Raw genomic sequence first — 23,748 nt, 5'->3', positions numbered from 1 at the left:
TGATAGATAAAATTTTAAAATTTATGAACGACGAGATGTCGCTAGCCAACGACTTTTTATACGGCTATTTTTTGGTTATCGTGCTCGTTCTTACCGGTATTTATTTTAGCTATATTACTAGATTCGTGCAGTTTAGGATGTTTTTCGAGGCTTGCAAGGTTTTAGTCGAGAAAAAAGATAAATACAACAAGCACCACCTCACGCCCTTTCAAGCGCTTATGATCTCCACCGCCTCGCGCGTGGGCATCGGAAATATCGCCGGCATCTCTGCCGCTATCGTAGCAGGCGGACCGGGCGCGCTATTTTGGATGTGTTTGATGGCATTTTTGGGCGCGGCTTCGGCATTTGCCGAGAGTACGCTAGCTCAAATTTACAAGACCAAAGACGTATTGGGCTTTAAGGGCGGACCGGCATACTACATCAAAAACGGCCTAGGCATCAAGTGGATGGCGAGCCTTTTTGCCGTTATCCTCATCATCACGTACGCGTACGGATTTAACGGCCTACAAAGCTACACCATGACCTCCGCCTTTCAAATTTACTACGATCAAAGCGCGGGCGCTACGAGCTTTAGCGATAGCGGCTTGCCCGTGGGTATCGGTATCATCCTAACGGCATTTGCGGCGGTGATGTTTTTTAGCAAGAGCCACGTCATCGGCAAGGTTAGCTCCTACATCGTGCCTTTTATGGCGCTTGCTTATATCCTGCTAGCCTTTATCGCGATCTGCTTAAATTTAGACAAGCTTCCGGCCGTCTTTGATATGATCATAAAAAGCGCCTTTGATTTTAAGGCGATATTCGGCGGATTTGCGGGCAGCGTGATCGTCTACGGTATCAAGCGCGGCCTGTTTTCAAACGAAGCGGGCATGGGTTCTGCGCCAAACGCGGCCGCCGCGGCTCACACGAGCCACCCGGTAAAACAAGGACTGGTGCAGGCAATGGCGGTTTTTATAGATATGACGATCTGCGTGGCTTCCGGCATGATAGTGCTTTTCTCTCAGGCCTATATCACAAAGCAAACCGGCGCTAGCGGCGAAGTTTTAACCGCGCTTCCTTTGGTGCAGGCCGCGATGCGCGAGTACTACGGCGAGATCGGCCTTCACTTTACGACGCTTGCGGTGGTGCTTTTTGCTATTACCTCGCTGATCGGCAACTACTACTACGCGCAGGCAAATATAAAATACCTTACCAAAAACCACAAAATCGCCCTAGCCTTTAAGCTAACGGCGGTCGCGATGATATTCGTCGGAGCGCAGATGAACCTAACTATCGCCTGGAATATCGCCGATATCACGATGGCGGCGATGGCTACGATAAATATCGCGGCGATCTTTATGCTATCAAAAGTCATGATAAAAGCCCTAAAAGACTACGAATCGCAAAGAAAAGCTGGGCTAAATCCGGAATTTGACCCTGAGAGCATAGGCATCGCAAACACAACTTGCTGGAGAAAAAAATGAACATAAGCGGACAACTTTTAAATTTACAAACCCATAGAAAAGTCGCAAAAATCGGCATGAGCGTCACCCTAGCCACCGTTTGCCTAACGGCGCTCGGGCTTAAAGGCAGAAACAAAAGCCGCTGCGAGAAGCTGCATACGATCGCAGGCATCGCATTCGTCGGCTTTTCGCTATATCACGCGGGACTCTACGAAAACGGCATTTTTAGAAATATGATCGTAAACGCAAACAAGAAAAACGCCGAAGCAAAGAGGCTAGCAAGCGATGATAAAGCTTAGCGACGCCGAAATTTTAGCCTATATCGGCGAGGATCTGCCCTACTTTGATCTCACGACCTCGCTTCAAGGCATCCGTAAAAACGCCTCTTTGACCATACTGCCGCGCGAGGACGTGACAGTTAGCTGCGTAGACGTTGCCGCTCGCATCGCGCAGTTACTTGGCTGCGAGGTGCAAATTTGCGTCCCAAACTCAGCCATCGCAGCCGCAAAAGAGCCGATCGTAAAAATCAGCGGCAGCTACGACGACGTACACAAAGCCTGGAAGTTAGCACAAATTTGCCTAGAGTACGCCTGCAAGATCGCCACCTACGCAAGAGCGATGAACAAAGCGGCTAAAAGCGTAAATCCAAAATGCGAAATCCTAGCCACGCGTAAGAGCTTCCCGTTTGCTAAGAAATTTTGCCTAAAAGCCGTGCTTGAGGGCGGCTGCGGCATACATAGGCTAAATTTGAGCGATAGCGTGCTGTTTTTTAAAAATCATATCAAGGCTTACGGCTCGTATGAGGAGTTTTTGGCTCAAATTCCAACCTTTAAAGCAAAAGCTCCCGAGCGCAAAATCGCCGTCGAATGCGAAAATTTAGATGATTGCGAAGCGCTTTTAAGAGCGGGCGCCGACGTCGTGCAGTGCGATAAATTTACGCCGGAAGCCGTAAAGCGAGCGGTAGACCTACGAGATAAAATCGCTCCAAACGCGGCCCTAGTCGCAAGCGGCGGGATAAATCTAAAAAACGTCCGAGAATTCGCTAGCGCCGGCGCGGACGCTCTGGTTACGTCAGCTATGTACACGCAAGGTATGGCCGACATAACGGCGGTTTTAGAGATAGTATAATTTGCAAATTTGACGGACTCTTTGGCGCGTCAAATTTGCGCTTGAGTTTAACGTATAGCTATCTCAAATTTTCTCATTTTCTGTCCTTTTTAAAGAATTCCTCTATCATTTTTTGATTGCAGTCCTGTATCCAAGTGGTCTCGTTTTTATTACACATCCAAAACGGACCGCCGGACTCCGGCCCTAGAGCATTTGTAAGACCCTGAATCAGCCAAGAGTGATAAGACTCGTAGATGTATGTATTGTCGGCTAGTATCTTGCCCGTATTTCTGTCTTTTATTAGTCCACCGTAGTTAAATCCCATGCCTATTATCTTATCAAACATAGTTTTTATATCGGGCTTTTGTTCTATGACGGCATACGGATATTTTATTACGAGTTCGGCAGGCGCTATCTCATCTTCATTGATTTCTTTGCGAGCTATGCATTTGTCTTTGTAGATTTGTTTGTAGTATTCCATCTTTTTATCTACGTCTTGCAATCTATCTATAACCCACTCTATTTGAAAGTCGTCCCATGTAAATACTTTGCCGTTCCTATTAATAGGGTTTGGGCTTTTGTATCGCTCTTGCACTATTTTTATTATTTTGTCTACTACTATTCTTTGCTGCTGCGGGTAACTCTTTTTTCTCTCTTCGTTATCAAACCATGCGTCATAATATATCTCTTTATATTCGCTGGGTTTTGAATGGTATTCGTCGTAAAGTTGTTTAAACTCGGGATAAGGTATTTTTTTATCGGATAAGTATTTTTTTAATTCTTCATCTACGGACATAAAACAATTGTTTGAAGTATCGTTATCTACGTAGACTCTAAAAAATTTACCATTATTAGGGCTATCTTCTGTTTGAACTCTATAATCTATATAGTCCAAATCGCCGTTTATCAACATAGTAAAAGCAATGTCTTTAGTATATTGCGACGATAATTGATTTACTTCAGGAAACCACCTATCAAATTTCTTTTCTCCGGCATAATATCCTCTGGTAGCGGGCTCTTCATAGACGTTTATCTTGCCGTATAAATTTCCGTAGTAATGAAATATGGCCGAGGTTATAAACCCGTCTGCGAAAAACACCATAAACCAAACAAAAAGCCAAAGCAGTTTGCGTTTGCCTTTGGGGGCGATTAAAGCAACGAAAAAGCTTACGACGAGAAAAACGAGTGCGATTAGAAGTGCTGCGGCGTCGTGCATATTTAATCCTTTTTAAAAACCAAATTTAAAATACCTACTGCCGTCAAGTAAAGCGGCGATGTTTGGTCTCGCCGCTAGTTTTAAATTTTAGCTAAATTTGGCTTCAAATTTGACTATTTTGCCGTTATGCTTGCTCGCTCGTAGTGTGCGATGATTTTGTTATGAATCAGTAGCGAGATATAAATAACCGCACCGCCAAGGCAGAGTCTTAGTATATCCGCATCCTTATGCCAAAATACTAAATTTACGATGATAGCTGCAGGTATGAGAGCGTTATTCATGATGGCTAGAGTTCCGCTATCTACCTCGCATGCGCCTTTGTTCCATAAAAAGTATCCAAGGCCGCTAGCTCCGATACCAAGCCAGAGTAGCACGGCGCCTTGGGTTAGGTCGAGATTGATTTTTTCCGGATTTCCAAACATAGCAAAGGCTACGCCCGTAACCGCCGCGGCTCCGACGAAAAAGTAGCCAAAAACCCCTCTTTGTTCGTTAAAATTACGCTTTTCTAGCAAAAATTTATAAGCGCTCTGTCCGACGCCAAAGCATAAATTCGCCCCTTGCACGAGCAAAAATCCATGCCAAAAGCCGCTGTTTACGTTGCCGTACTTGATGATGAGCGCACCCAAAACCGCCGTGCCCACGCTAAACAGATACAGTAGTCTAAGCCTGTCCGCGAGCACATCGTAAACCACGCTCACGTAAAACGGCGTAAATATCGTAAATAGCGCGACCTCAGCGACGCTAAGGTAGGCAAACGAGTTGTAGTAAAAGATATACATCGCGCCGATTTGCACTGCGCCGATCGCGACTACCTTGGCGTATAGAGCGAGGTTTTGCGCGGCAAAATCCTTAATCATAAAGGGCAAAAATACGCCAAGCGCAAGCACCACGCGCGAAAACGCGGCAAAATAGCTATCCACTCGCCCTGCCAAAAACTCGCCGATGAGGCTAAAGCTAAACGCCCAAAGCACCGTAACAAAGATCAATTTTTTCACGTATTCTCCATTTTGAGTTAAATTTCGTCTAAAATAGTAGCAAAATAGTCTTAAATTTGGCGGATTTTATAGCGGTAATCTGAGAAACTTACGCAAAAACGGGGCGTGTAAATTTGGGGCTATTTTGTATTTTTGCGTACTAAATTTTACTTGCGATTAGGACTTTGCTTTCTTTTGCTAAATTCAAATTTGAGTGTATCGCCGCCGACTCAAATTTAGCCGCAAAATCAATAAAACATCGGCAGTTAAATTTAACTTAAAAATCCCCGCATCATATACGCGCCGGCCGCGCCCGCATCCTTGACCTCGCCTAAATTTTCAAAATTTATCCCGCCGATAGCGTAGGTTTTTATGCTTAATTTCTCGCAAATCTCCCGCAAAAATTTAAGCCCTCTGCCCCGCTCTAGCGCGTGAGACGGCGTATCAAAAATATGCCCCGCCACGACGTAATCAGCACCAAGGTCTTGCGCCGCTAGAGCCTGCTGCAAAGAGTGCACCGAAACGCCGATCTTAAGCTTTTGCGTCAAATTTAGCGCGTAAATGTCGCTACTTTTATCTTTATCCGCACAAACGCTACCTGATTTAGCCGAATTTAAATCTGCTAAATTTACAACCCGCTTGCCGCCTGATGCCATAAATTTAGCAAACGGCAAATGCAGTTCGCCCACGCCTAGTTTGCTTGCGACGCTTGCGTAAGTATGCAAAACTAGGCCCGCGCTAGAGTCGAGCTCGGCGATAATTTCAAGCGTTTTGCGGGCTAAATTTTCGTATTCGTGCTCTGGCAAATCGCTCTCCCTGAGCAAAATTTTATCCGCCTTGCCGCCCTGCGCTACGCGCCTAACGTCCGCGAAAAAATCCTCGCTCAAGCGGCGGTTCGTCACCCAAACAAGCTCAAATTTGCCAAAATCCATCGCCCCTACTCCAAAAGCCAAATTTTATGTCCGCAAAAACGCGCGACCGACAGCCGCCTCAAACGTAAATATGCTCGCTCATCACGGGCTGCAAATTTAGCCCTCGCACGGCGCCTAGTATCTCCTCGACCGAGCGCGCGTCGCTGATCTCAAACTGCTCGTCGCCTTTTTTGGCCTTATCCGAGTGCGTCCCCACGCCCGTGCTAACGCCGGCTGAAATTTTGTTCGCGGCGACTGCGATGACCCCGTCCCTAAAGCGCACCGACTCGCGCGTGGAGATCGTGATATTTGCGTACGGCAAAAAGAGGCGGTATGCGCAGATGACCTGAAGTAGCGCCCTCTCATCGACGTCCCGTGGGCCGACGTGAGCCTTGTTTATCGCGGGGCGCAGGCGCGGACAAGATAGCGCGATCTCGGCGTGCGGGTACTTTTGCTGGATAAAATGCGCGTGTAGCGCGGTGGCTAGCGCGTCCTTCCTAAAGTCGTCAAGCCCCAAAAGCGCGGCAAATCCGACGCTGCGCATACCGCCCATGAGAGCGCGCTCCTGGGCGTGAAAGCGGTAGGCAAACGAGCGCTTGACGCCGCCGAGGTGAAATCTCGCATACGCCGCCGGGTCGTAAGTCTCCTGAAAAACCACGACGTAGTCCGCGCCGCAACCGTGCAAAAACGCGTATTCGTCGGCATTTAGCGGATATATCTCGACGCCTACGTTGCTAAAAAGTCTAGACGCCTGCTTGCAGACCTCGCCGATGTAGCCCAGGTCGCTTTTTTTCGCGCTTTCGCCGGTCAGAATGAGTACATCTTTTAGTCCGCTTTTTGCGATATTAGCTAGCTCCGTCGCCGCCTCGTCCGCCTTTAGCCGCACGCGAGAAATCTTGTTTTTCGAGCTAAAGCCGCAGTAGACGCAGTCGCTGTCGCAAAAATTTGAAATATAAAGCGGCGTAAAAAGCTGCACCGAGTTGCCAAACTGCCTACGCGTCCTATCTCGCGCCGCCTCCGCCATATCGCCCAAAAATGCGCCAGCAGCCGGACTTAGAAGCGCTTTTAGGCCATCTATGCTTAGGTTTTCTTCGCCAAGAGCGCGCCTAACGTCGCTAGCGTCAAATTTCGCATAGTCGTAGTCCTCGCGCGCCGCTAGCACCCGCCGCATCAGCGTTTCATCTATGCGCTGCGCGCCGTCGGCATACTCCATCACGTCTAGATTTTTCAAATATTTCTCCGTTTTTCGTCTAAATTTCGGGCGTTAAATTTGATCGTTTTTAAAGGCTAGGAGCCGTAAATTGTACGCGCCCAAAACCCGCGCCTTTTCGGCGCTAAATTTAAAACCGCACGAAATCGTCAAATTTAAAATTCGCAGGATTTAACGAGGCAAATTTTATCCTCGCCCGCTTTAAATTTGACGCCGTTTTTCATGCCGTCAAATTTAAAGCCAAATTTACTCCAAAAATCCCGTCAGCGGACTCGACGCTCGCGCGCTTTCGCTCACATTGCCAAGCCCGGATAGATACGCCAGCCTACCCGCCTGTATCGCTAGCGCAAAGGCTCGCGCCATCGTTTTTACGTCGCCGGCAGTCGCGATAGCGGTGTTTGCCATCACGGCCGCGCAGCCCATCTGCATCGCCTCACACGCCTGCGCGGGACTGCCGATACCCGCATCCACGATCACGGGCAGGTCTATCTCGGCGAGCAAGATTTTGATAAATTCGCGCGTACAAAGGCCTTTGTTCGTCCCGATCGGAGCGCCCAGAGGCATCACGCACGCAGCCCCCGCCAAGGCCAGATCGCGTGCTACGTTTAGGTCTGGATACATATAGGGCATTACGACAAAGCCCATGTTTGCGAGCTTTTCGGTTGCTTTTATCGTCTCGTAGTTATCGGGCAGCAAGTATTTGCTGTCTCTGATGACCTCAACCTTCACGAGATCGCCGCAGCCGGCCTCGCGCGCGAGCTTTGCGATACGCACGCACTCATCGGCGTTTCTAGCGCCAGAGGTGTTTGGTAGCAGCGTTACGCCCTTTGGGATAAAGTCCAGGATATTTTCTATCCCGCCCTCGTTCACGCGCCGAAGCGCCAGCGTAACGATCTGCGCGCCCGCCTCATGTACCGCGGCCTCCAAAAGAGGTAGCGAAAATTTACCCGATCCCAGGATAAAGCGCGAGCCAAATTTATGCCCGCCAAGCTCTAAAATATCGTTTTTTTCATCAAATTTCATATCAGCCTCCGCCTACAAAATGCACTATCTCGGCCGAGTCGCCGTCTCGTAGCACCGTATCAAATTTATCCTTGGGCAAGATTTCGCCGTTTAGCTCAACCGCGATGCGCTCAGGCTTTAGTCCCTTTGCGACGAGCAGCTGCGCTACGGTTTTGCCGATAAACTCGCCCTCATCTTTGCCGTTTATTTTTAGCATTTTCTTTCCGTATTATTAAATTTAGCGCGCCCGTTCGGGTCAAATTTCGCGCTGCGTAAGCTCGCGATTATACCTCTTTTTGCTAAATTTAAGCCAAATTTTTCATCGCGAGCGTGCAGGCGGCAAGCCCGTAAAACGCGACGCAAAGGCTAACGGCTAGCCCAAAAACGCTGACTGCTGGCGTCTGGCTAAAACTAAGCGCAAAAAACGAGATAAAGCTCGTGATAAACGCGGCAAATATCCCAAATACGCGCTCCCGCCGCGATAAGTCCTCGTTTAGCGCAAAGATGAGATAATCGATCCCGACCGCGCTTGCCAAGATAAGCCCGAAAATCGCAAAAATATTTACGTGGACGCCGAGCGCCGTAAAACCGCAAAGCACGGCTAGCACGCCAAGCGCGATGACGCTCATAACTAAAAGCGAGCGAGCCGCCCCAAAAAACGCCCACAAAAGCGCAAACGCAACCAAAAACGCGCCACCCTTTAGCACCGCAGCCCAGACCTTTGCCTCGGTCAAATTTTGATTTAGCGCGCTGACGAAATCGACGCTAAATGCGCCGTTTGATTTTAAAATTTCATCCGTTTTAGCGCCGCTTTCAAGCCCCTCGGCGTATATCGCGCTCGTGCTAGCATCAGGCAAAAATCGCGTCAAATTTTTTGCCGCGTCAAATTCTAAAATCTCGCTAGCGCCGATAGTTTGCGCGTTTGCGATCTTTTCTAGCTCGGATTTTACCAGCTCGCTAGGCAAGCCAAACTGAGCGTAAATTTTAAAAATCTCCTCGTCTTGCGCGGCTTCTTTAAAGATATTTTTTACGGTTTCTTGCTCGGCTCGGCTTAGGATAAATTTAGAAACAGAGGCGTAGTCTTTAATGAGATTTGCCTGCTTTAGCTCGCGCATTAGCAGCTTTTCGTCGCCGACTAGATCGCTGCCGCCCTTTAGCACGATGATGGAGTTTTGCAGCGCGGCGCCCGTTATCTCGCTGATCTTTTTAGACTGCTCCAGTAGCTGCGCGGGCGAGCTTGCGTAGTCTTTGATCTGCTCTGGCGCGCTTAGGCTTTTAAAATTTAGCGCTAAAATTCCCGCGCAAAGTGCAAACGCGGCGAGTAAAATTTTTAAATTTATCACTCCCGCCGCGTGCTCGCAAAGTCCTGCAAATTTATCAAAAAATCTTGAAAATACGGCGCTTTGCGAAAACGTCGTACCCTCAAAGAGAAAAGGCAGGCAAAAATATGTAAATAAAAACGCCCCAAGCAGCGTAAATAGCGAAAATGTCGCGGTTTGACGCAGCAGCTCAAGCGACGAAAAAGCAAAAACGCCGTATCCGCTCATCGTGATGCAAAGCCCGAGCAAGAAAATCTTAAGCATCGGGCGCACGCTCGCGGCTGCCACGGGCACGTTTTGATTTTTACCCAACCAGTGTAGCGCAAAATCAAACATGAGGCCCACAAGGCTCGTGCCGATAATCACAACCATGACGCTAAGGCTCTCGTAGATCAAAAGCGAAGCCGCAAGCCCGCACGCAAAGCCGAAAATCGCGACGAAAACGACGCAAAAAATGCGCAAATTTTTAAACGCGAGCAGCAAAAAAATCGCGCAAAGGCTAAGCGAAGCCGCGCTCATAGAGGCGCTTTCTTTGTCCCCGCCCTTTTTTCCGTAGGCTCCGTATAGCGCGCCGCAGCTAATGTAAGCCTGCACCGCGTCCCCAGCCGCCATCTCGCGTACGTCTTCATAAAATTTGATCAAATTTCGCGGCTCGTAGCCTGGTTTAAGGCGCGCTTTTACGAGGTAAAATTTACCGCCCTTGTGTGCCGCTTCCAGCATCAAATTTGACAAATTTAGGCTGATTTTTGATCTCTCTAGGCTCATATGCGAGCTTAGAGCGAAAAAATCGTCCTTCGCATTAAGCGGTTTAAAAGCGAATTGATTAAATAAATTTTGCGCGCTTTGTTTAAAAAATTCATTTTTATCTTTTACCAAAAGCTCATAGGTTTGCTCGTTTAAAAGCGCGATTTTTAGGGCGTTTAGCTGAGTTAGATACGAGGTTAAATTTACGTCCTGCTTTGCGCGGTACTCTTCAAAAACTCCGCTTTGCTCGGCTAAAATTTCGCTTTTTTCTAAAAACTCAGGCGAATTTGAAACTAGCAAAAACTCGTTTGAAGCGCTATCTAGCATCGATTTTAGCGCGGTTTGCTCGGTAGAGTTTTCAAAATTTACGAGAGAAAAAATATCCGCGTTTATCTTTTTCGCGTTTGCAAAACAAACGGCGAGCGCAGCTAAAAAAGCCGCTAAAAAGATAAAAAAACGCGCGGATTTTTTCATTTTACGTTGTAGAAATCATTTACCGTTTTATCGCCGCTAACCTCGTCTAGCACGATCTTGCGGACGAATTTATCGCCTCCAACCAAGATGCGCGTAAAGATTTGCTTTAGCAACAAATTTTTGGGCGTCAGCTCTATCTTCCAGTTGTTTTTATCGCCTGAGATTTTAAAGATAAATTCCTTCTCAAGCTCGTCTTTATCGAGCTTTATGATAGATAAAAAGAGCTTTTTGTCAAAATTTTGATCGATTTTTATGAGCTGATTGCCGCTTTTTTGAAAGATCCCGCGCTCGTTTATGACGATGCTCACGGCGATCGGGCTTAGCGTGTCGTAGAGCAGCTCGCTTTGACTGAGTTCAAATTTGCCGTAGCTTTTAAACTCCACGTTAAAACCGCTCAAAAACTTCGTCTGCGCGAAATCGCCGCTGATATTTTGCGTTTTGATTTGAGATTTTATCTCGTTAAAATCAAGCCCCATTAGGCTCGCAGCCAAACTAAAAATTATCGCTATTTTTTTCATTTATGTACCTTTTCACTGCATTTTGTAGCTCTTGCGGGATCTCAAAGCACGTCTGCATCTCGCGCATATCCACAGCCGCCTGCGAGCTCGCGCCCGTACACAGCGTCTCGCCGCTTTTAGCGCTTTTTACGACGTAGCCGATCCTTAAAAAGCACTCGCACTCCTTTAGCGTCGCCTCCACCTCGATCTCATCGCCGAAAAACACGGGTTTTATGTATTTGGCCTCGATTTTTACAATCGGATAGGCGTAGCCGTCCGCCCTCATCGCCTCGTAGTCGTAGCCTATCTCCTCTAGCAGCGCGCATCTAGCCGTTTCAAAATACTTCACGTAGTTGCCGTGCCACACGACGTTCATACTGTCTACGTCGTAAAACTGCGCCTTTAGCGCGACTGATTTTGATATCATCTCATCTCCAAAAATCAAAAAAATTAAACCACTGCGTAGGCGTTTGTTTGCAGCGATTTTCCAGCTCGCGGACGTAAATTTGCAGATATTCGCGAGCTGCGGCGGCTTTATCTCGCCCCAGCTTTACGGCGCTTGCTAGCGGCACAAGTTCGATCCTAAATTTACCGCCGATCTTTTGGCACCACAGCGAGCTTATCTTTACGCCCAAAATCCCGGCGATCAAGTACGGACCGTAGTTAAAGCTCGCCTCCTTGCTTAGAAATTTAATGCGCGCGGCCTTATCACCGCCAAGAGGCGTCCTGTCGCCCATTATGCCGATGTGCTCGCCGCTTTCGACGATATTTTTTAGCTCCAGCATCGCGGCAACGTCTAGCTCGTTAACCAGCATCATACGCACGCTGCCGTCGTTTTGGCTAATCTGCTTTAGCACCTCGTTAAACTCGCGCGAGTTTTTGTCGTAAGCCAAAATCACCATCCTAAAGCCCTTGACCCGCGCAGCCAAAGCCTTGCAAATTTCGACGTTTCCAAGGTGCGCCGTGAGCAAAATTTGCCCCTTTTGCGCGCCGATTAGTTCGCTTTTTATGCGCTCTAAATCAATGATTTCTAGCTCGTCATCCTTGATCTTGCCTTTCCAGACTCTAAATTTATCGCAGATAGCGCCGCCAAACGCCTCAAAATGGCTAAAAACGCTCGTTCCTTTTAGCGTCTGCGAGCCGGCAAATTCGCTTAAATTTCGTCTAAACTCGGCGATGTTTTTGCGCTCGTTTTTTGAAAATATATAATAAAACCAAACTACGATTTTAACGATAAGCTTTAGCGCAAACTCAGGCAAAATTTGCGACAAAAATAGGCTAAGCCTTAGAAAAAACGCCCCTCCTCTTTCCTGCTTTTTCCACCAGAGATTTTGCTCGGCGTTTTCCTGAGGTTCTACGGAAATTTGAGTGTTTGTCCCATTTTTTTCGCTCGAATTCAACCCGTACGCTCGCCAAATTTTACTAAGCGCAAATTTAGGCAGAGAAAAGAAGCATTTTGCGTGCATGAGGCTGATTAGCGCGTTATCGCGCAGCATCTTAAAGTGCGAAACGCCGCCCTTTTCGTAGCGTACGCACGTATCGATCCAGCGCACGCTAATGCCCTGTCTGACGGCACTTACGAGGATCTCGATGTCAAATTCCATCCTATTTGTTTTGCTTTTTGCCGCCGCTTTTTTAAGCTGCTCTAAAGGATAGACGCGAAAGCCGCACATAGCGTCTTTGACGCCGAGACTTAGCGTATTTATCGCAACCCAAAAATTCGTGATCTTTCTGCCGTAAACGCGGGATCTCGGCGCATCCTCGCCGTAGATGGGATTTGCGCAGACGATGCTTTGCGGGTGCGCCTGGCTCTGCCTCAAAAACTCGCCGATGAGCGCCGCGTCGTGCTGAAAATCGGCGTCGATTTGCAAAACATGGCTAAAACCGCGCTCCAGCGCAAATTTAAACCCGTCCTTCATCGCGATACCCTTGCCGCCGTTTTGCGCGCGCGTGAGCAGCAAGATACCCTCCGTACGCTCAAGCTCCGCCAAAATTTGCTTGCTCGCCTCGTCCGAGCCGTCGTCCACGACGATAACTGGCAGCTCGTAAGCTTTTAGCGCGGCGATCAGGGCTTTGATATTTTGCGGATGATTGTAAAAGGGCACTAAAAACGCAAATTTATTCAAAGCGACGCCCTTCCCGTCGAGCATTTTTCGCCGTTGCAAAATAGCTCAAAGTAAAGCTTGCCGCCGCGTTTTTCAAAACAAACGCGAAGTGCGTCTCCAGGTCTTACAAACTTCATAAATTTTAGATTTTCCACCGTATTAAGGCCGCTAACGTCGATACCGACGCCGCTAGCTAGCTCAAAGACGTAGTCAAGCTGCATAAACCCCGGCAGTAGCGGTAAATTTGGAAAATGGCTCTCGAAAATCTCGAGCCCCGCGTGCATGATAGCGCTAAATTCGTACTTTTGCGCGCCGTCAAGCCGCTCGCCGTTTTCGTCAAATTTAACGCGGCTAGCATTTGTGTCGCAGCTTAAACCGCTCTCTAAATTTTGGCCGTTTTGGCAAATTTGACCGCCGCAAATTTTACCCGCTTCGTTTACCGCCCCGCCGCTCCAGACGGGCTTGGGGCTAGCAAATAGTGCGTTTTCAAATTCGCTTTTTTCAAATTTACCCTGCTGGTTTCGCGGCATTTTTTCCACGATTTTAAAGTATCGAACGCTGTTTTTAAACTCGAGCTTCAAAAGCTCTTTTAGCTCGGCTACTGCGCCTTTTTTGCCGGTTTTTCTAAATTTTTTAAGTCCCTCGCCGTTAAGCTCCAAAAGCGCGGCGATACGTTTAAATTTAGGATGCGGCGCGCAGTAGCAGTCCGCTAGCAAGCCGCTTTCTAGCAGCTTTGCCTCGATGCTCTCCAGGCTCACGCGCTTGTCGTTTAGCTTTACTATGCGGTCTATCCTGCCTTGTAGCGCGAGGCGTCCCTCGTCAATACTCGCCGCGTCGTTAGTCTGAAAGAACCCGCACCAAGGCGAGCTCACGTTTAGCGCGCCTCTATCGTCCAGCCCCGCGTTCACCGCGCCAAATAGCCTAAGCCCGCACCCCTCATCTTTAGCCACTATGCCAGTTTCCGTGCTGCCGTAGATTTCGATGATCCGCGCGTCGCAAATTCGGCCCAGCTCGCCCCTTAGCTCCTTTTTTAGCGGAGAACCAGCGCTTACGATCCCGCTTAAGCCTTTTAGCGCGCTTGTGGCGGGGCTTTGAGTTAGGGTCCTAAGCAACACCGGACTAGCGATAAATACGTGATTTGCAAGGTTTAAGCCCAAAATCGCCTCTGGATAGTTTAGCTCGTCCGCTATGACGCGAGCGCCCAGCACTAGTGGCAAAAAGACCTTAAACGTAAGTCCGAACATATGCCTGTGCGAAACGCTCGAAAAAAAGGTATTTTGGCTACTAAAATTTAGCTCGCCCGCTAGATACTCGCTCTCTTTTATCATCTGCGCGAGCGACTTTTCTATCATCTTGCTTTTGCCGCTCGAGCCTGAAGTTTGCAGGTAAAATTTAGCCTGCGGATCAAATTTAAGCCCCTTTGCGGGCTCCTTTGCAAGAAAATTTAAAAAATTTTCGTCGTTTACGGCGGTCAAATTTGGCTCATAAACCGGCTTTGCCAGCACGCAGGGCGCAGACCCAACCAAAAGCGAGCCGAAAAAAGCAGCGTAAAATTTAAACGCGTCGTCAATGTAAATTTGCAGCTCTTTTACGCCGTTTTTTTCTAAAAACGCGGCAAACCCGAGGCACGCGTCAAAGACGTCGCGCGAATCGTCCGCAAATCTAAAATTTTTTAAATTTTCTTCAAAGCTCATCGCTCTTTATAAATCTCTTTCTAAATAAAATTTCCCCGAAAAATAGCGCCCCCATTAGCGCGTAAGATACCGCGCCGCTATAAACGCTCCAGTAAAGTTTATCATCTATCAAGGCTAGCGCAAGCGAGAGGGCGGCGTTAAAAACAAAAAACGCGCACCAAATTTTGGTCAAATTTCGCGTATAGATTACGCCCTTTTCATCCAAATCAGGCTTTTTTAGCCTTGCGATTTTGGTGATGACGGCCTCGTTTTTTAGGCTAAAAGCAAAAAACGCTAAAAACGCCAAACTCACCAAAAAAGGGTAAAGGTACGCCAAAAATCCGCCCTTAAAAATCATACAAACTATGAAAAAAACAGCGGCAAGGGCGCTAAGCCTCCTCTCATAACCGCTTGAAAACGCCGCACGCGCTATCCACAGTGCAGCCAGCGCCCAAACGACCCAAAAGGCAAAATCGCCCGCGAAAAATAGCGCGAACGGGTAGATGACGCTAACTACGCTTAGGGCAATTTTAAGCTTGCTCGTCAAATTTTTTAGCCACCGCGTTTACGATGTCTTCGAGCGTTTTTACGTTTTTAAAATCTTCAGGCATCAATCGGTGGCCCGTTTTGCGCTTGATGTGATCTATGAGATCAATCGCGTCGATGCTATCTATCTGTAAATCCTCGTAAATGCGCGTTTGCGGCGTGATTTTAGCCTCGTCGATCTCAAAAAGCTGCACTAGCGCGGACTTTAAAATTTCAAAAATTTCTTCTTTTTTCATCGTTATTTCCTATTTTCAAAGATGTATTGCGCGAGGCTTTTTACGCTGTAAAAAATCTCTTTTAAATTTGCGGTTTTAGAATCAAGCACTAGGCCGTAGCTCTTTTGCACCGCAAGGCCGAGCTCTAGCGCATCGACGCTATCAAGCCCGAGTCCTTCGTTAAAAAGCGGTGCGTTTTCGTCGATATCGCTCGGTTTCATATCCTCTAAATTTAAGCTCTTTATGATGAGCTCTTTTATCTCATCTATTAGTTCGTTCATTGTTTAAACTCCTTTGTATAATTTTCGCTGATAAAAGCGTGTAGCTCTCTAGCCCTGATCGGGTTTGGTCTATCCGCGCAAAACCCGTCCAAATTTAGCCTAAAAAGCTCTTTGAACTCGTATTTTATCATAACGCTCGGGGTTTTGTACCAAGGTTCGTTTTTTTTGAGGCTAGGCGGATCCATTTTGATAGCAACGGCGACCAGTTGTTTTGCCGCATTTACCGCGATGTAGGCGGCTGCTTTATGAAAAACTATCTCGCCCGCCGTGCGCGTACCCTCAGGAAATATTATCAAACTTTCGCCGCTCTTTAGTGCGTCCGCACTTTTTTGCAAGAGCTCCTCGTTTGCGGTATTTAGGATATATCCGCATGATTTTATCGCGGGAGCTAAGAAGATATTTTTACCAAGGCTTGCTTTTACCACGCAGTTTGCGCGGCGGATGAGAGCTATCAAAAAGACGACGTCTAAAAGCGAAGGGTGATTTGCGATGATTATCTGCGAGGCGGAGCCAAGCCCCAAAGGAAGGTCAAATTTGGTGCGCTGATAGCCGCAAATTTGAGTAGAAAATATAAAAAATCTCCAAGCCAGACGCACCAGATCGCGGCAAAAATTTCTGACAAATTTAAATTTATAAAGCCCAAGAAGCGCAACCGGAACAAAGATCAAATTTCCAAGCGCGCAAATGAGTCCAAATAGCGCGAAATTCGCCCCTACGATAAAAATCTTAAACCAATGACGAGGGCTCATAATCCCACCGCCAAGCGGAGTTTTTATCCGCGCTTTGCCAGGAGCATTTTTGCTTCGGATCAAAATTTTGCAGGAACTTTACGAGCAAATTTTCATCCGTTTTGGTGCTAATTTCGCTTTGCGATAGGCTCAAATTTTCGCCCTCGCTAACTAGCAAACAAACCATACAAGAGGGCGCAGACTCGTCAAAATACTCCTGCGAAATGCTCTCGTGATAGGCTAAAACCAGAGCGTTTTTGGCTCCGCTTTTTAGCATCAGATGCGCCTGCACTAAAGCGTACTCTAGCGGCGCGTATGCCGAAACGGCGGAGATTTCGCTGCGATTTTTAAAATTTATCGCTAAAAGCGAGGAAAGTGCATTGTGAACCGAGAGCGAAAACGAGGTCGGCGAGATGAGTTCGCCGTGAGCTAGCGTATTTTGCAGCTCAAAGCAGCGATTTATCTCGCCCTCATAAGAGCTAAAAACAATAGGCATATCAAGCGGCGCGATGTTTTTGGTTAGATCAAAGGCGCACTTTGCCGCGCGGCTAAGCCTGCGCCGCTCAAGCGGAGGTACGTGCGAAACGTCAAGCTCCCTCTCGTATGCCGCCAGCTTCGCGTCCTGCGCGCCGTTAAAAACTACCGCGTCAAAAAAATCGAGTTTAAAATTTAGCCTCATTCGCCCCTCTCGCCGTTATTTCGCGATATCGCCTTTTAGCGTTACGCCTGCCATCAGAGCACCGGCTCCGCACTGAAACTGCGTTTTGGAGTCAAAAGGCTGTTTTTTGTAGTAGCCGGTTAAATTTACTACCCTCGCGCCGCCCTCTTGCACTGCGCGCTCCTGGAAGGTCTTTACGGCCGACAAAAACGCCCACTGGCACGCCTCTTTGTCGCTTTTACTGAAGGCGTTGGTTTTTTTGTTTGCCATTAGGCCGCTTTTGATGATACCGCCTTTCGTGCCCGAGCCAAAGCTTAGCTTGATGTTTGGATTTAGCACCTCTTTTGCCTTCGGCGAGCTTAGCGCCTCCTCGATCGAAAAGCTAAGCACGTCGTCGCGCGCGCTCAAATTTAAAGCCAAGGCGCAAACGCCCGCTAAAACTAGTATTTTTTTCATTTTTCTCCTTTATTTAGCTATATCGCCACGTAATCTTACCGTAAATTTGTTAGTATATAGACACTGAAACTCTGTTTTGGAACTAAATTCTTTACCGTATAAAAAACTTACGATATTTACTGCCTTTGTTCCGCCCTCTCTTTGATTTCGTCTTTGAAAGGCATTAACTGCATCCAAGAAAGCTATTTGGCATTTTTGGACCTTTTCATCGATATCGCCCTTTTGTTTCCTGCTGGCCGTAGCCCCCCCCACGACAATCCTATCGCCGTTGTAACCGCTTCCAAATTCAACCTTAACGTTAGGCAAAATATACTTCTTTGCCGCCTCGCTATCTAAAGCGTCTTTAATGCTTAGATTAAAAATCTCTTCAGCATTTATACTAAAAGCCAACGCAATTAAACAAAATATTTTTCTCATCTCTACTCTCCTTAAATTCTTTTAAATATCAGCGAAGTATTTACTCCGCCGAAAGCGAAGTTGTTACTCATCACAAAGTCCGTATCTATCGCAGTTTGCTCGGTCAGATAAAAAAGCGGTGCGCAACCAGGATCGACGCGGGTCAAATTTATCGTCGGGAAAAATCTTTTCTCACGCATCATCATCACGCTAAATATCGCCTCCAAGCCGCCGCAAGCTCCTAGCGTATGGCCGAGGTAGCTTTTTAGCGAGCTTATAGCGATCTTGTCGCCGAAAAGCTCGTTTGTAGCGATACTTTCGGCGATGTCGCCCTGTTTAGTCGCCGTGGCGTGAGCATTTACGTAACCGATCTTTTCAGGCGTTAAATTTGCGTCTTTTAAAGCTAGAGCCATCGCACCTTTCATCGTCGCGCTTTGCGGGCGCGTTACGTGCGAGCCGTCGCAGTTTGAGCCAAAGCCCACGACCTCGGCGTAAATTTTAGCCCCGCGCCTTACGGCGCTCTCTTCACTCTCTAGCAAAAGTATCCCAGCGCCCTCGCCTAGCACTAGCCCGTCGCGCTCCTCGTCAAACGGAGTAGGCGAAATTTCAGGCGAGCTATTTTTCACGCTAGTGGCGTATAGCATGTCAAACACATATGCCTCGCTCGGGCATAGCTCCTCTGCGCCGCCTGCTAGCATCATGTCGATTTTGCCGCTTTTGATGCTCTCATAAGCGTATCCGATAGCATGCGAGCCGCTCGTACATGCCGAGGAGGTCGGGATGATGCGCCCTTTTAGCGAGTAAAAAAGCGCGATATTCGCCGCAGTAGTGTGAGGCATCATCTTGATGTAGGTGTTGGCGTTACACTCGTTTTCGCCGCACTCTAGTAGCTTTGCCATCGCTAGTATCGACTCGGTGCTACCCGTAGACGAGCCGCATGCGACGCCTAGTCTTCCGTCTTGCACGCTGGGATCGAGGCTCGCGGCGTCTAAATTTTCGCCCCGCATGAGCCCTGCATCTCTTAGCGCCAGCCCGGCCGCCTCGACGCTATACATCGAAACGGTGCCTAGACTTCTTAGCTGCTTGCGGTCCCACGAGCCAGGGCACTCATAGCCCTCTATGGGTGCAGCTAGGCGAGTATTTAGATCGGCATATCTATCCCACTGCGGCATATATCTCACGGCGTTTCGGCCGAGTTCAAATTTAGCCTTTATCTCCTCCCAGCTCTTTCCAAACGCGCTCACCATGCCTATACCGGTTACAAAAACTCGCATCAGCAAAGCCCTCCGTTTACGCCGATCACCTGCCTTGTTACGTATGCTGCCCCATCGCTTAGCAAAAACTCGACCAAAGGCGCGACCTCGTCTGCTCTGCCCGCTCTTTTAGCCGGGATTGCCTTTAAGATCTCCTCCATCGGCAAACCACCGTCCGTCATATCGGTCTCGATGAGTCCGGGCGCGATACAGTTTACGGTGATGTTCCTGGAGGCAAGCTCGACTGCGAGGGACTTTGCCGCGCCGATGAGGCCTGCTTTGCTAGCCGCGTAGTTGCTTTGGCCACGGTTGCCGACGACGCCTGAGACCGAACTCATGACGACGATACGAGCCGGCTTTTTAGTGCGGATCATGGGCATGAGGGCGGGCTTTAGGACGTTATAAAAGCCGTTTAAATTCGTATCCACGACGCCAAACCAATCCTCGTCTTCGATGCCGACGAAGGTGTTATCGCGCGTGATGCCGGCGTTTAGTACCACCGCGTAATAAGCGCCGTTGGCCTCTATATCGGCTTCAATCGCCGCCCGTGCCGCCTGCGTATCCGCTACGTCAAATTTTAAAGCGCTCAAATTTAACTCGTTTTGTAGTTTTAATAGCTGCTCGCTTGCGCTTTTGCCATGCAGCACTACCTCGTATCCGGCCGCTACCAGTCGCCTAGCTACCGCTTCGCCGATGCCGCGACTTGAGCCCGTTATCAGCACTCTTTTACTCATCCAGTATCCTTTTTACGTATTCCTCGTCCGGGCTAAGCACGTTTAGCGTCGCGCGCGCCCCAAGCTCGCCGTTTACGTAAAGCTCGCAGTCGTAAACGCCAAAACCGCTTGCGTCTTGTATCGAGCAAGCCGCCTCGATGAGGACCTCGTCTCCAGCCGCTAAAAACGGCTTAAATATCTCAAATTTTCTACTGCCCAGCAAAAAACCCAGGCCAAATTTCATACCTTTTAGCTCGCGCATCTTTGAGTCGTAGATACCCAGCGACTGCGCCATCATCTCGATGGTTTTGTGCATGGCGAATTTGCCGTTTGAAAGAAATTTATTATCCTCTTTTATCACGCTTTTGGTTTTTATGCGTCCATCTTCAAATTTAAGCACCTCGTCGATAAAAATGATCGCCGTACCGTGCGGGAGATAATCTCCTAGGCTCATTTAGCCCTCCCAAACACGATCGCCGCGTTATCGCCGCCGAATGCAAAAGACAGCGACATAGCTGAATTTACGACCGCTCTTTGGCCAAATTTTACCAAATTTACCCCCTCTATCTCATCATCATAAACGCCGTCATATACGTGCGGCGGCAGCGCTGTTTCGCCCTTAGCGCAAAGCATAGCGCAAAGCGCGCTCTCGATAGCCCCCGCGGCTCCTAACGTGTGGCCGATTAGAGGTTTTATGGAGCTAGCAAAAACGCTCGGCATGAGTGAATGCACGATCTTTGCCTCGATTTTATCGTTTGCTTGCGTGCCTGTACCGTGTAAATTTATATAATCGACGCTGCTTAAATTTGCCGCCTGCAGCGCCTTTTGCACGCACTTTGTTTGCATCTGTCCGCTAAAATCGGGCTGCGTCATATGAAACGCGTCGCAGTTTGAGTGCTCGCCCGCGATAACGACATTTGAGATTTCATCCCTGCTTGCCACGAAAAACGCCGCGCCTTCGCCGATATTTATGCCGTCGCGATTTTTGGAAAACGGATTTGTCTCGCGCGCGCTTAGGATACCTAGGCTATCAAAGCCGTTGATCGTTAGCGTATTTAGGCTATCCACGCCGCCGCAGATCACGGCGTCGCAGATACCCGACTCCAGCAGCCTTTTTGCCGTTATGATCGCCTTGACACCCGAGGTACAGGCCGTCGAGACGGAAAACGCAACCGAGCTAAGCCCGTAAAAATCGGCGATAAATTCGGACGGATTGGCTAGAGAGTTGCGACTGACGCCGAATTTTGAAGCATCAAAAAACCCCATCGCGGCAAAATCTTTAAACGTTTCGTAATTTTCCTCTACGCCGCTAGTAGTCGTACCTACGACTACGCCGACACGATTTTTGCCGTATTTTTTGATAGCGTTTCGTGCGTCTATATCTATCTGCAAAAGCGCGCTTAAAACTAGAGCGTTCGTGCGCGTCTGCAGGTGTTTTGGAGTGTTTTGGCTAAATTTAGCCAGCTGTGCGCCGACTTTGCCGAGTATAAAGCTTTTATCCGCTCTAAAGCCTTCGCAAACGCTCAAAAATCTCTTTTCGCCGCATAAATTTGCAAAATTTTCCTCTGCATCGGCTCCGGCTGCGCTGATGAGGGCTGGCTTGCTAACGTATATCAAGAGCTCTTACCTTAAAATTTTCGTTATTTACTGCTATGACGGCCTCTTTTTGATTTGATTTTATGGCGCCTAGAACCTTTACAAAAAGCTCGTTATAGGTGCTATTTGGAGGTAAAAAACCGATAGCTTCAAATTCGCCGCTCGGCCTTAAAACCCGTCTAGCCAGCGGAGTACCCATGGAATTTATCATCGTAAAATAAAAATCCTCTTTTTCGTGAGAAATATAGAGCAAATTTGAGCCGCTTTTGGAAATCACTTCAAACTCGCGTTTATCGAAATTTACGATCTGAGGAACATCAAATTTAGCCTTCGCTGCACATCCGCCGAGCACAAATGACACCGCAAAAATAGATATAAAATTTAAAACCTTTTTAAACCGCACCCTTTGGTCGCCTTATTAAATTTTGTTTGTTTTAGAATAATGCACAGATTATATCTTTTTAACCTTTAAAAAAACGCGGCAATGTAAATTTGGGGTCGTCTTTTTAAAAATTTGTATTATTAAGTTGATAGCTTTTAATCAGCAACCTTTGCGGTTACTAACAAAAAACATGATATATTTGCCAAGTATAGGGTAGTATTTAGCTTTGCCTTCGCTGTTGCCGTATATCTTTTCTGATATTTTTGACTAGCGCCTACAAACAACTATTAGCCATTTCCGCCTTAGCTGCATCTGCTATGACGATTTCAATCTCTGATATTTTGAAACGACTCGATATGATTACAAGATAATTTTTTGTGTAATTTTTGTCTATATAGTAGACATGAGATATGCGTAAATCCTTTCTGATTATTTTATCAAAAAAGGATTTACGCAGTTTAATTTATAGGCCCAAATTTGAGCCGAAAATAATATAATGTTATTCTGATTTTTTCTTTGTAGGTTTTTTAGCTTCGACTTCCTTAACTCCGCTTTCTTCAACTTTTTTCTTTGAAGATTTTGCCTTAGTCTTAACGTCATCAATATCTTTTTCTATTTTATCTTCGCCGGATTTTACTTTATTTTTGATATTTTTAGAAGCCTTTTCTTCTATGTCGGTTTTAGATTTATCCATATCTTTTACAGGCTCAGCTACTTTGTCTTCTACATCTTTTGTTTTTTTAGCGACTTCTTTTTTGCCCTGTTTTACTTTGTCGGTCACATCATTGACTTCTTTTGCCTTTTTGGATACTTTATCGCTTGTAGGTATTACGCTCGTGCCACTCGTAGAGATATCGCCTTTTAAATTTTCAAAAGTCTTATCGCCAATACCGTTTACGTTTTTAATATCCTCTATGCTTTCAAATTTGTTTGTTTTTCTGTATTCAATAATAGCATCAGCCTTTGCCGCACCAATGCCGTTCAAGCTCATAAGCTCCTCTTTTGTAGCGGTATTTAAATTTATAGCGGCAAATACCATCGAAGCGCATGCCAACATTGATAACACAAATTTGTTCATGGTTTTTCCTTTTTAAAAAATTATTTCACATTTTACCAAAAAATAATTATAAGATTATTAAAAAATATTATTAATATAAACCAGTGCTGCAAATGTATTTAAGCAAATCAACTTCTAAATGAAAATCTAAAAAAGCTTAATATTAGTGTAACTAAGGGCCACAAAAAACGTAGCGTGAGCAAAATACATTTTAATCCCACCATTTTCCCCTAAAAATACTTGAATAAAGTTTAATTATAGCTTGAGTACATTTTAAGGTACTTGACTTGAATTTTTCCTTACTTTAGTTTTTAATATGTCACACTTTTATCGTATGCAAATAAAATATAGCATATTGATTGCGAGATTTTTGCATAAATTACTTTATCGTAAAGTGATGTTACCTACTGACTAAAATGACTTTTGCTTTATGTTATGATTTACCTTCAAAAAAATATCATACACCACAAAAGACTTCCATTGTACTATGGCAAACTTTAGAACTTCTATTCCTTAGGCAACCTTCCTCTTTGGATTCAGCTCATTCTATCACAAACTACTTTTTCACACCATGATCTTTACCTGACACCCTTAAAATATAGCACACTAACGGTAGACATACAGCTTCGACTTGCACAAATCAATCCCACGCAAATCCACAGCACACACAACCACCAGCATCATCCTCACGTAAAATTTAAAAGCATCACACCTTAGGCACTAGATAGACTTAGCCCAACCCCCATCACACCAATTTACCCATTCTAGAAATGAGCATCCTTTCTGCAATTATTTA

27 protein-coding genes are annotated in these 23,748 nt (G+C 46.9%); 3 read left to right on the top strand and 24 right to left on the bottom strand.

From position 1 onward, the window contains the following. Positions 1-23: 23 nt before the first annotated feature. Genes ACTTJF_RS08230 through modD form a run of 3 tightly spaced genes read left to right on the top strand, consistent with a single transcriptional unit; the run spans position 24 to position 2,567 of the window. Positions 24-1,460 carry an alanine/glycine:cation symporter family protein gene (locus ACTTJF_RS08230; RefSeq protein ID WP_442551551.1) on the top strand — a complete coding sequence of 479 codons (1,437 nt, stop codon included), beginning with the start codon at positions 24-26 and terminating at the stop codon, positions 1,458-1,460. Continuing rightward, positions 1,457-1,738, top strand: a complete 282-nt coding sequence (locus ACTTJF_RS08225) for a helicase (RefSeq protein ID WP_314068841.1) — start codon at positions 1,457-1,459, stop codon at positions 1,736-1,738. The genes ACTTJF_RS08230 and ACTTJF_RS08225 overlap by 4 nt, the downstream gene beginning before the upstream one ends. Beyond that, positions 1,725-2,567 (top strand): ModD protein, encoded by an 843-nt coding sequence (gene modD, locus ACTTJF_RS08220; RefSeq protein WP_442551537.1) that lies wholly within the window; start codon positions 1,725-1,727, stop codon positions 2,565-2,567. Before ACTTJF_RS08225 ends, modD begins: the two co-directional genes overlap by 14 nt. A 73-nt stretch (positions 2,568-2,640) precedes the next feature. Here the strand turns inward: modD and ACTTJF_RS08215 are convergent, their stop codons facing one another. The 24 genes from ACTTJF_RS08215 to ACTTJF_RS08100 all read right to left on the bottom strand — a co-directional run bounded on the left by ACTTJF_RS08215 (position 2,641) and on the right by ACTTJF_RS08100 (position 22,973). Further along, on the bottom strand, positions 2,641-3,762 hold the full coding sequence (locus ACTTJF_RS08215) for a hypothetical protein (protein ID WP_442551536.1): 1,122 nt from the start codon (positions 3,760-3,762) through the stop codon (positions 2,641-2,643). Positions 3,763-3,875: 113 nt separating this feature from the next. Then, positions 3,876-4,757 (bottom strand): EamA family transporter, encoded by an 882-nt coding sequence (locus ACTTJF_RS08210; protein ID WP_442551535.1) that lies wholly within the window; start codon positions 4,755-4,757, stop codon positions 3,876-3,878. A 251-nt stretch (positions 4,758-5,008) separates the two neighbouring features. Further along, positions 5,009-5,668 carry a thiamine phosphate synthase gene (locus ACTTJF_RS08205; protein ID WP_442551534.1) on the bottom strand — a complete coding sequence of 220 codons (660 nt, stop codon included), beginning with the start codon at positions 5,666-5,668 and terminating at the stop codon, positions 5,009-5,011. A gap of 58 nt (positions 5,669-5,726) precedes the next feature. After that, positions 5,727-6,860: a 2-iminoacetate synthase ThiH gene (gene thiH / locus ACTTJF_RS08200; protein ID WP_442551550.1), complete on the bottom strand. Its 1,134-nt coding sequence runs from the start codon at positions 6,858-6,860 to the stop codon at positions 5,727-5,729. A 243-nt stretch (positions 6,861-7,103) separates the two neighbouring features. Next, positions 7,104-7,880, bottom strand: a complete 777-nt coding sequence (locus ACTTJF_RS08195; RefSeq protein WP_442551533.1) for a thiazole synthase — start codon at positions 7,878-7,880, stop codon at positions 7,104-7,106. 1 nt (position 7,881) lies between these two features. Beyond that, a complete protein-coding gene (gene thiS, locus ACTTJF_RS08190) occupies positions 7,882-8,076 on the bottom strand; it encodes a sulfur carrier protein ThiS (protein WP_442551532.1) in 195 nt (64 codons plus the stop codon). Positions 8,077-8,164: 88 nt separating this feature from the next. Beyond that, complete coding sequence (locus ACTTJF_RS08185; protein WP_442551531.1) at positions 8,165-10,396, bottom strand: hypothetical protein; 2,232 nt, start codon at positions 10,394-10,396, stop codon at positions 8,165-8,167. Further along, a complete protein-coding gene (locus ACTTJF_RS08180; RefSeq protein ID WP_442551530.1) occupies positions 10,393-10,914 on the bottom strand; it encodes a LolA family protein in 522 nt (173 codons plus the stop codon). The genes ACTTJF_RS08185 and ACTTJF_RS08180 overlap by 4 nt, the downstream gene beginning before the upstream one ends. Then, entirely contained in the window at positions 10,889-11,320 is a 432-nt protein-coding gene (locus tag ACTTJF_RS08175; RefSeq protein ID WP_442551529.1) for an acyl-CoA thioesterase, read from the bottom strand. The genes ACTTJF_RS08180 and ACTTJF_RS08175 overlap by 26 nt, the downstream gene beginning before the upstream one ends. Position 11,321: 1 nt before the next feature. After that, a complete protein-coding gene (locus ACTTJF_RS08170) occupies positions 11,322-13,043 on the bottom strand; it encodes a glycosyltransferase family 2 protein (protein WP_442551528.1) in 1,722 nt (573 codons plus the stop codon). Further along, positions 13,016-14,692, bottom strand: a complete 1,677-nt coding sequence (locus ACTTJF_RS08165) for an AMP-binding protein (RefSeq protein ID WP_442551527.1) — start codon at positions 14,690-14,692, stop codon at positions 13,016-13,018. Before ACTTJF_RS08165 ends, ACTTJF_RS08170 begins: the two co-directional genes overlap by 28 nt. Continuing rightward, on the bottom strand, positions 14,682-15,218 hold the full coding sequence (locus ACTTJF_RS08160) for a DNA gyrase subunit B (protein WP_442551526.1): 537 nt from the start codon (positions 15,216-15,218) through the stop codon (positions 14,682-14,684). The genes ACTTJF_RS08165 and ACTTJF_RS08160 overlap by 11 nt, the downstream gene beginning before the upstream one ends. Next, positions 15,202-15,453 carry an acyl carrier protein gene (locus ACTTJF_RS08155; RefSeq protein ID WP_122862786.1) on the bottom strand — a complete coding sequence of 84 codons (252 nt, stop codon included), beginning with the start codon at positions 15,451-15,453 and terminating at the stop codon, positions 15,202-15,204. The genes ACTTJF_RS08160 and ACTTJF_RS08155 overlap by 17 nt, the downstream gene beginning before the upstream one ends. A gap of 2 nt (positions 15,454-15,455) precedes the next feature. Continuing rightward, complete coding sequence (locus ACTTJF_RS08150) at positions 15,456-15,713, bottom strand: phosphopantetheine-binding protein (protein WP_002946940.1); 258 nt, start codon at positions 15,711-15,713, stop codon at positions 15,456-15,458. Further along, the gene (locus ACTTJF_RS08145; RefSeq protein WP_442551525.1) at positions 15,710-16,462 is read right to left on the bottom strand and encodes a lysophospholipid acyltransferase family protein; all 753 of its coding nucleotides are present in this window, start codon (positions 16,460-16,462) and stop codon (positions 15,710-15,712) included. Before ACTTJF_RS08145 ends, ACTTJF_RS08150 begins: the two co-directional genes overlap by 4 nt. Next, entirely contained in the window at positions 16,440-17,120 is a 681-nt protein-coding gene (locus ACTTJF_RS08140) for a beta-ketoacyl synthase chain length factor (RefSeq protein WP_442551524.1), read from the bottom strand. The genes ACTTJF_RS08145 and ACTTJF_RS08140 overlap by 23 nt, the downstream gene beginning before the upstream one ends. A gap of 15 nt (positions 17,121-17,135) precedes the next feature. After that, positions 17,136-17,555, bottom strand: a complete 420-nt coding sequence (locus tag ACTTJF_RS08135; protein WP_442551523.1) for an excinuclease ABC subunit A — start codon at positions 17,553-17,555, stop codon at positions 17,136-17,138. 9 nt (positions 17,556-17,564) lie between these two features. Continuing rightward, positions 17,565-17,972: an excinuclease ABC subunit A gene (locus ACTTJF_RS08130; protein WP_442551522.1), complete on the bottom strand. Its 408-nt coding sequence runs from the start codon at positions 17,970-17,972 to the stop codon at positions 17,565-17,567. 11 nt (positions 17,973-17,983) lie between these two features. Further along, positions 17,984-19,225, bottom strand: a complete 1,242-nt coding sequence (locus ACTTJF_RS08125; RefSeq protein ID WP_442551521.1) for a beta-ketoacyl-ACP synthase — start codon at positions 19,223-19,225, stop codon at positions 17,984-17,986. Continuing rightward, on the bottom strand, positions 19,225-19,938 hold the full coding sequence (gene fabG, locus ACTTJF_RS08120; RefSeq protein WP_442551520.1) for a 3-oxoacyl-ACP reductase FabG: 714 nt from the start codon (positions 19,936-19,938) through the stop codon (positions 19,225-19,227). The genes ACTTJF_RS08125 and fabG overlap by 1 nt, the downstream gene beginning before the upstream one ends. Further along, complete coding sequence (locus tag ACTTJF_RS08115) at positions 19,931-20,371, bottom strand: ApeP family dehydratase (RefSeq protein WP_442551519.1); 441 nt, start codon at positions 20,369-20,371, stop codon at positions 19,931-19,933. Before ACTTJF_RS08115 ends, fabG begins: the two co-directional genes overlap by 8 nt. Continuing rightward, a complete protein-coding gene (locus ACTTJF_RS08110; protein ID WP_442551518.1) occupies positions 20,368-21,534 on the bottom strand; it encodes a beta-ketoacyl synthase N-terminal-like domain-containing protein in 1,167 nt (388 codons plus the stop codon). The genes ACTTJF_RS08115 and ACTTJF_RS08110 overlap by 4 nt, the downstream gene beginning before the upstream one ends. Beyond that, on the bottom strand, positions 21,521-21,916 hold the full coding sequence (locus ACTTJF_RS08105; RefSeq protein WP_442551517.1) for a hypothetical protein: 396 nt from the start codon (positions 21,914-21,916) through the stop codon (positions 21,521-21,523). The genes ACTTJF_RS08110 and ACTTJF_RS08105 overlap by 14 nt, the downstream gene beginning before the upstream one ends. Positions 21,917-22,394: 478 nt before the next feature. Next, positions 22,395-22,973: a ComEA family DNA-binding protein gene (locus ACTTJF_RS08100; protein ID WP_442551516.1), complete on the bottom strand. Its 579-nt coding sequence runs from the start codon at positions 22,971-22,973 to the stop codon at positions 22,395-22,397. Positions 22,974-23,748 lie beyond the last annotated feature (775 nt).

Source organism: Campylobacter sp. (assembly GCF_052170435.1).
Classification (GTDB): domain Bacteria; phylum Campylobacterota; class Campylobacteria; order Campylobacterales; family Campylobacteraceae; genus Campylobacter_A.
Note: the sequence above shows the minus strand (reverse complement) of the source record. Positions and strands in the feature narration are given on the sequence as shown.

Excerpts from the sequence above, each read along its gene's own strand:
- ACTTJF_RS08230 (WP_442551551.1), top strand. The coding sequence starts at position 24 with ATGAACGACGAGATGTCGCTAGCCAACGACTTTTTATACGGCTATTTT.
- ACTTJF_RS08225 (WP_314068841.1), top strand. The coding sequence starts at position 1,457 with ATGAACATAAGCGGACAACTTTTAAATTTACAAACCCATAGAAAAGTC.
- modD (WP_442551537.1), top strand. The coding sequence starts at position 1,725 with ATGATAAAGCTTAGCGACGCCGAAATTTTAGCCTATATCGGCGAGGAT.
- ACTTJF_RS08215 (WP_442551536.1), bottom strand. The coding sequence starts at position 3,762 with ATGCACGACGCCGCAGCACTTCTAATCGCACTCGTTTTTCTCGTCGTA.
- ACTTJF_RS08205 (WP_442551534.1), bottom strand. The coding sequence starts at position 5,668 with ATGGATTTTGGCAAATTTGAGCTTGTTTGGGTGACGAACCGCCGCTTG.
- thiH (WP_442551550.1), bottom strand. The coding sequence starts at position 6,860 with ATGGAGTATGCCGACGGCGCGCAGCGCATAGATGAAACGCTGATGCGG.
- ACTTJF_RS08195 (WP_442551533.1), bottom strand. The coding sequence starts at position 7,880 with ATGAAATTTGATGAAAAAAACGATATTTTAGAGCTTGGCGGGCATAAA.
- thiS (WP_442551532.1), bottom strand. The coding sequence starts at position 8,076 with ATGCTAAAAATAAACGGCAAAGATGAGGGCGAGTTTATCGGCAAAACC.
- ACTTJF_RS08185 (WP_442551531.1), bottom strand. The coding sequence starts at position 10,396 with ATGAAAAAATCCGCGCGTTTTTTTATCTTTTTAGCGGCTTTTTTAGCT.
- ACTTJF_RS08180 (WP_442551530.1), bottom strand. The coding sequence starts at position 10,914 with ATGAAAAAAATAGCGATAATTTTTAGTTTGGCTGCGAGCCTAATGGGG.
- ACTTJF_RS08175 (WP_442551529.1), bottom strand. The coding sequence starts at position 11,320 with ATGATATCAAAATCAGTCGCGCTAAAGGCGCAGTTTTACGACGTAGAC.
- ACTTJF_RS08170 (WP_442551528.1), bottom strand. The coding sequence starts at position 13,043 with ATGCTCGACGGGAAGGGCGTCGCTTTGAATAAATTTGCGTTTTTAGTG.
- ACTTJF_RS08165 (WP_442551527.1), bottom strand. The coding sequence starts at position 14,692 with ATGAGCTTTGAAGAAAATTTAAAAAATTTTAGATTTGCGGACGATTCG.
- ACTTJF_RS08155 (WP_122862786.1), bottom strand. The coding sequence starts at position 15,453 with ATGAAAAAAGAAGAAATTTTTGAAATTTTAAAGTCCGCGCTAGTGCAG.
- ACTTJF_RS08150 (WP_002946940.1), bottom strand. The coding sequence starts at position 15,713 with ATGAACGAACTAATAGATGAGATAAAAGAGCTCATCATAAAGAGCTTA.
- ACTTJF_RS08145 (WP_442551525.1), bottom strand. The coding sequence starts at position 16,462 with ATGAGCCCTCGTCATTGGTTTAAGATTTTTATCGTAGGGGCGAATTTC.
- ACTTJF_RS08140 (WP_442551524.1), bottom strand. The coding sequence starts at position 17,120 with ATGAGGCTAAATTTTAAACTCGATTTTTTTGACGCGGTAGTTTTTAAC.
- ACTTJF_RS08135 (WP_442551523.1), bottom strand. The coding sequence starts at position 17,555 with ATGAAAAAAATACTAGTTTTAGCGGGCGTTTGCGCCTTGGCTTTAAAT.
- ACTTJF_RS08130 (WP_442551522.1), bottom strand. The coding sequence starts at position 17,972 with ATGAGAAAAATATTTTGTTTAATTGCGTTGGCTTTTAGTATAAATGCT.
- ACTTJF_RS08125 (WP_442551521.1), bottom strand. The coding sequence starts at position 19,225 with ATGCGAGTTTTTGTAACCGGTATAGGCATGGTGAGCGCGTTTGGAAAG.
- fabG (WP_442551520.1), bottom strand. The coding sequence starts at position 19,938 with ATGAGTAAAAGAGTGCTGATAACGGGCTCAAGTCGCGGCATCGGCGAA.
- ACTTJF_RS08115 (WP_442551519.1), bottom strand. The coding sequence starts at position 20,371 with ATGAGCCTAGGAGATTATCTCCCGCACGGTACGGCGATCATTTTTATC.
- ACTTJF_RS08100 (WP_442551516.1), bottom strand. The coding sequence starts at position 22,973 with ATGAACAAATTTGTGTTATCAATGTTGGCATGCGCTTCGATGGTATTT.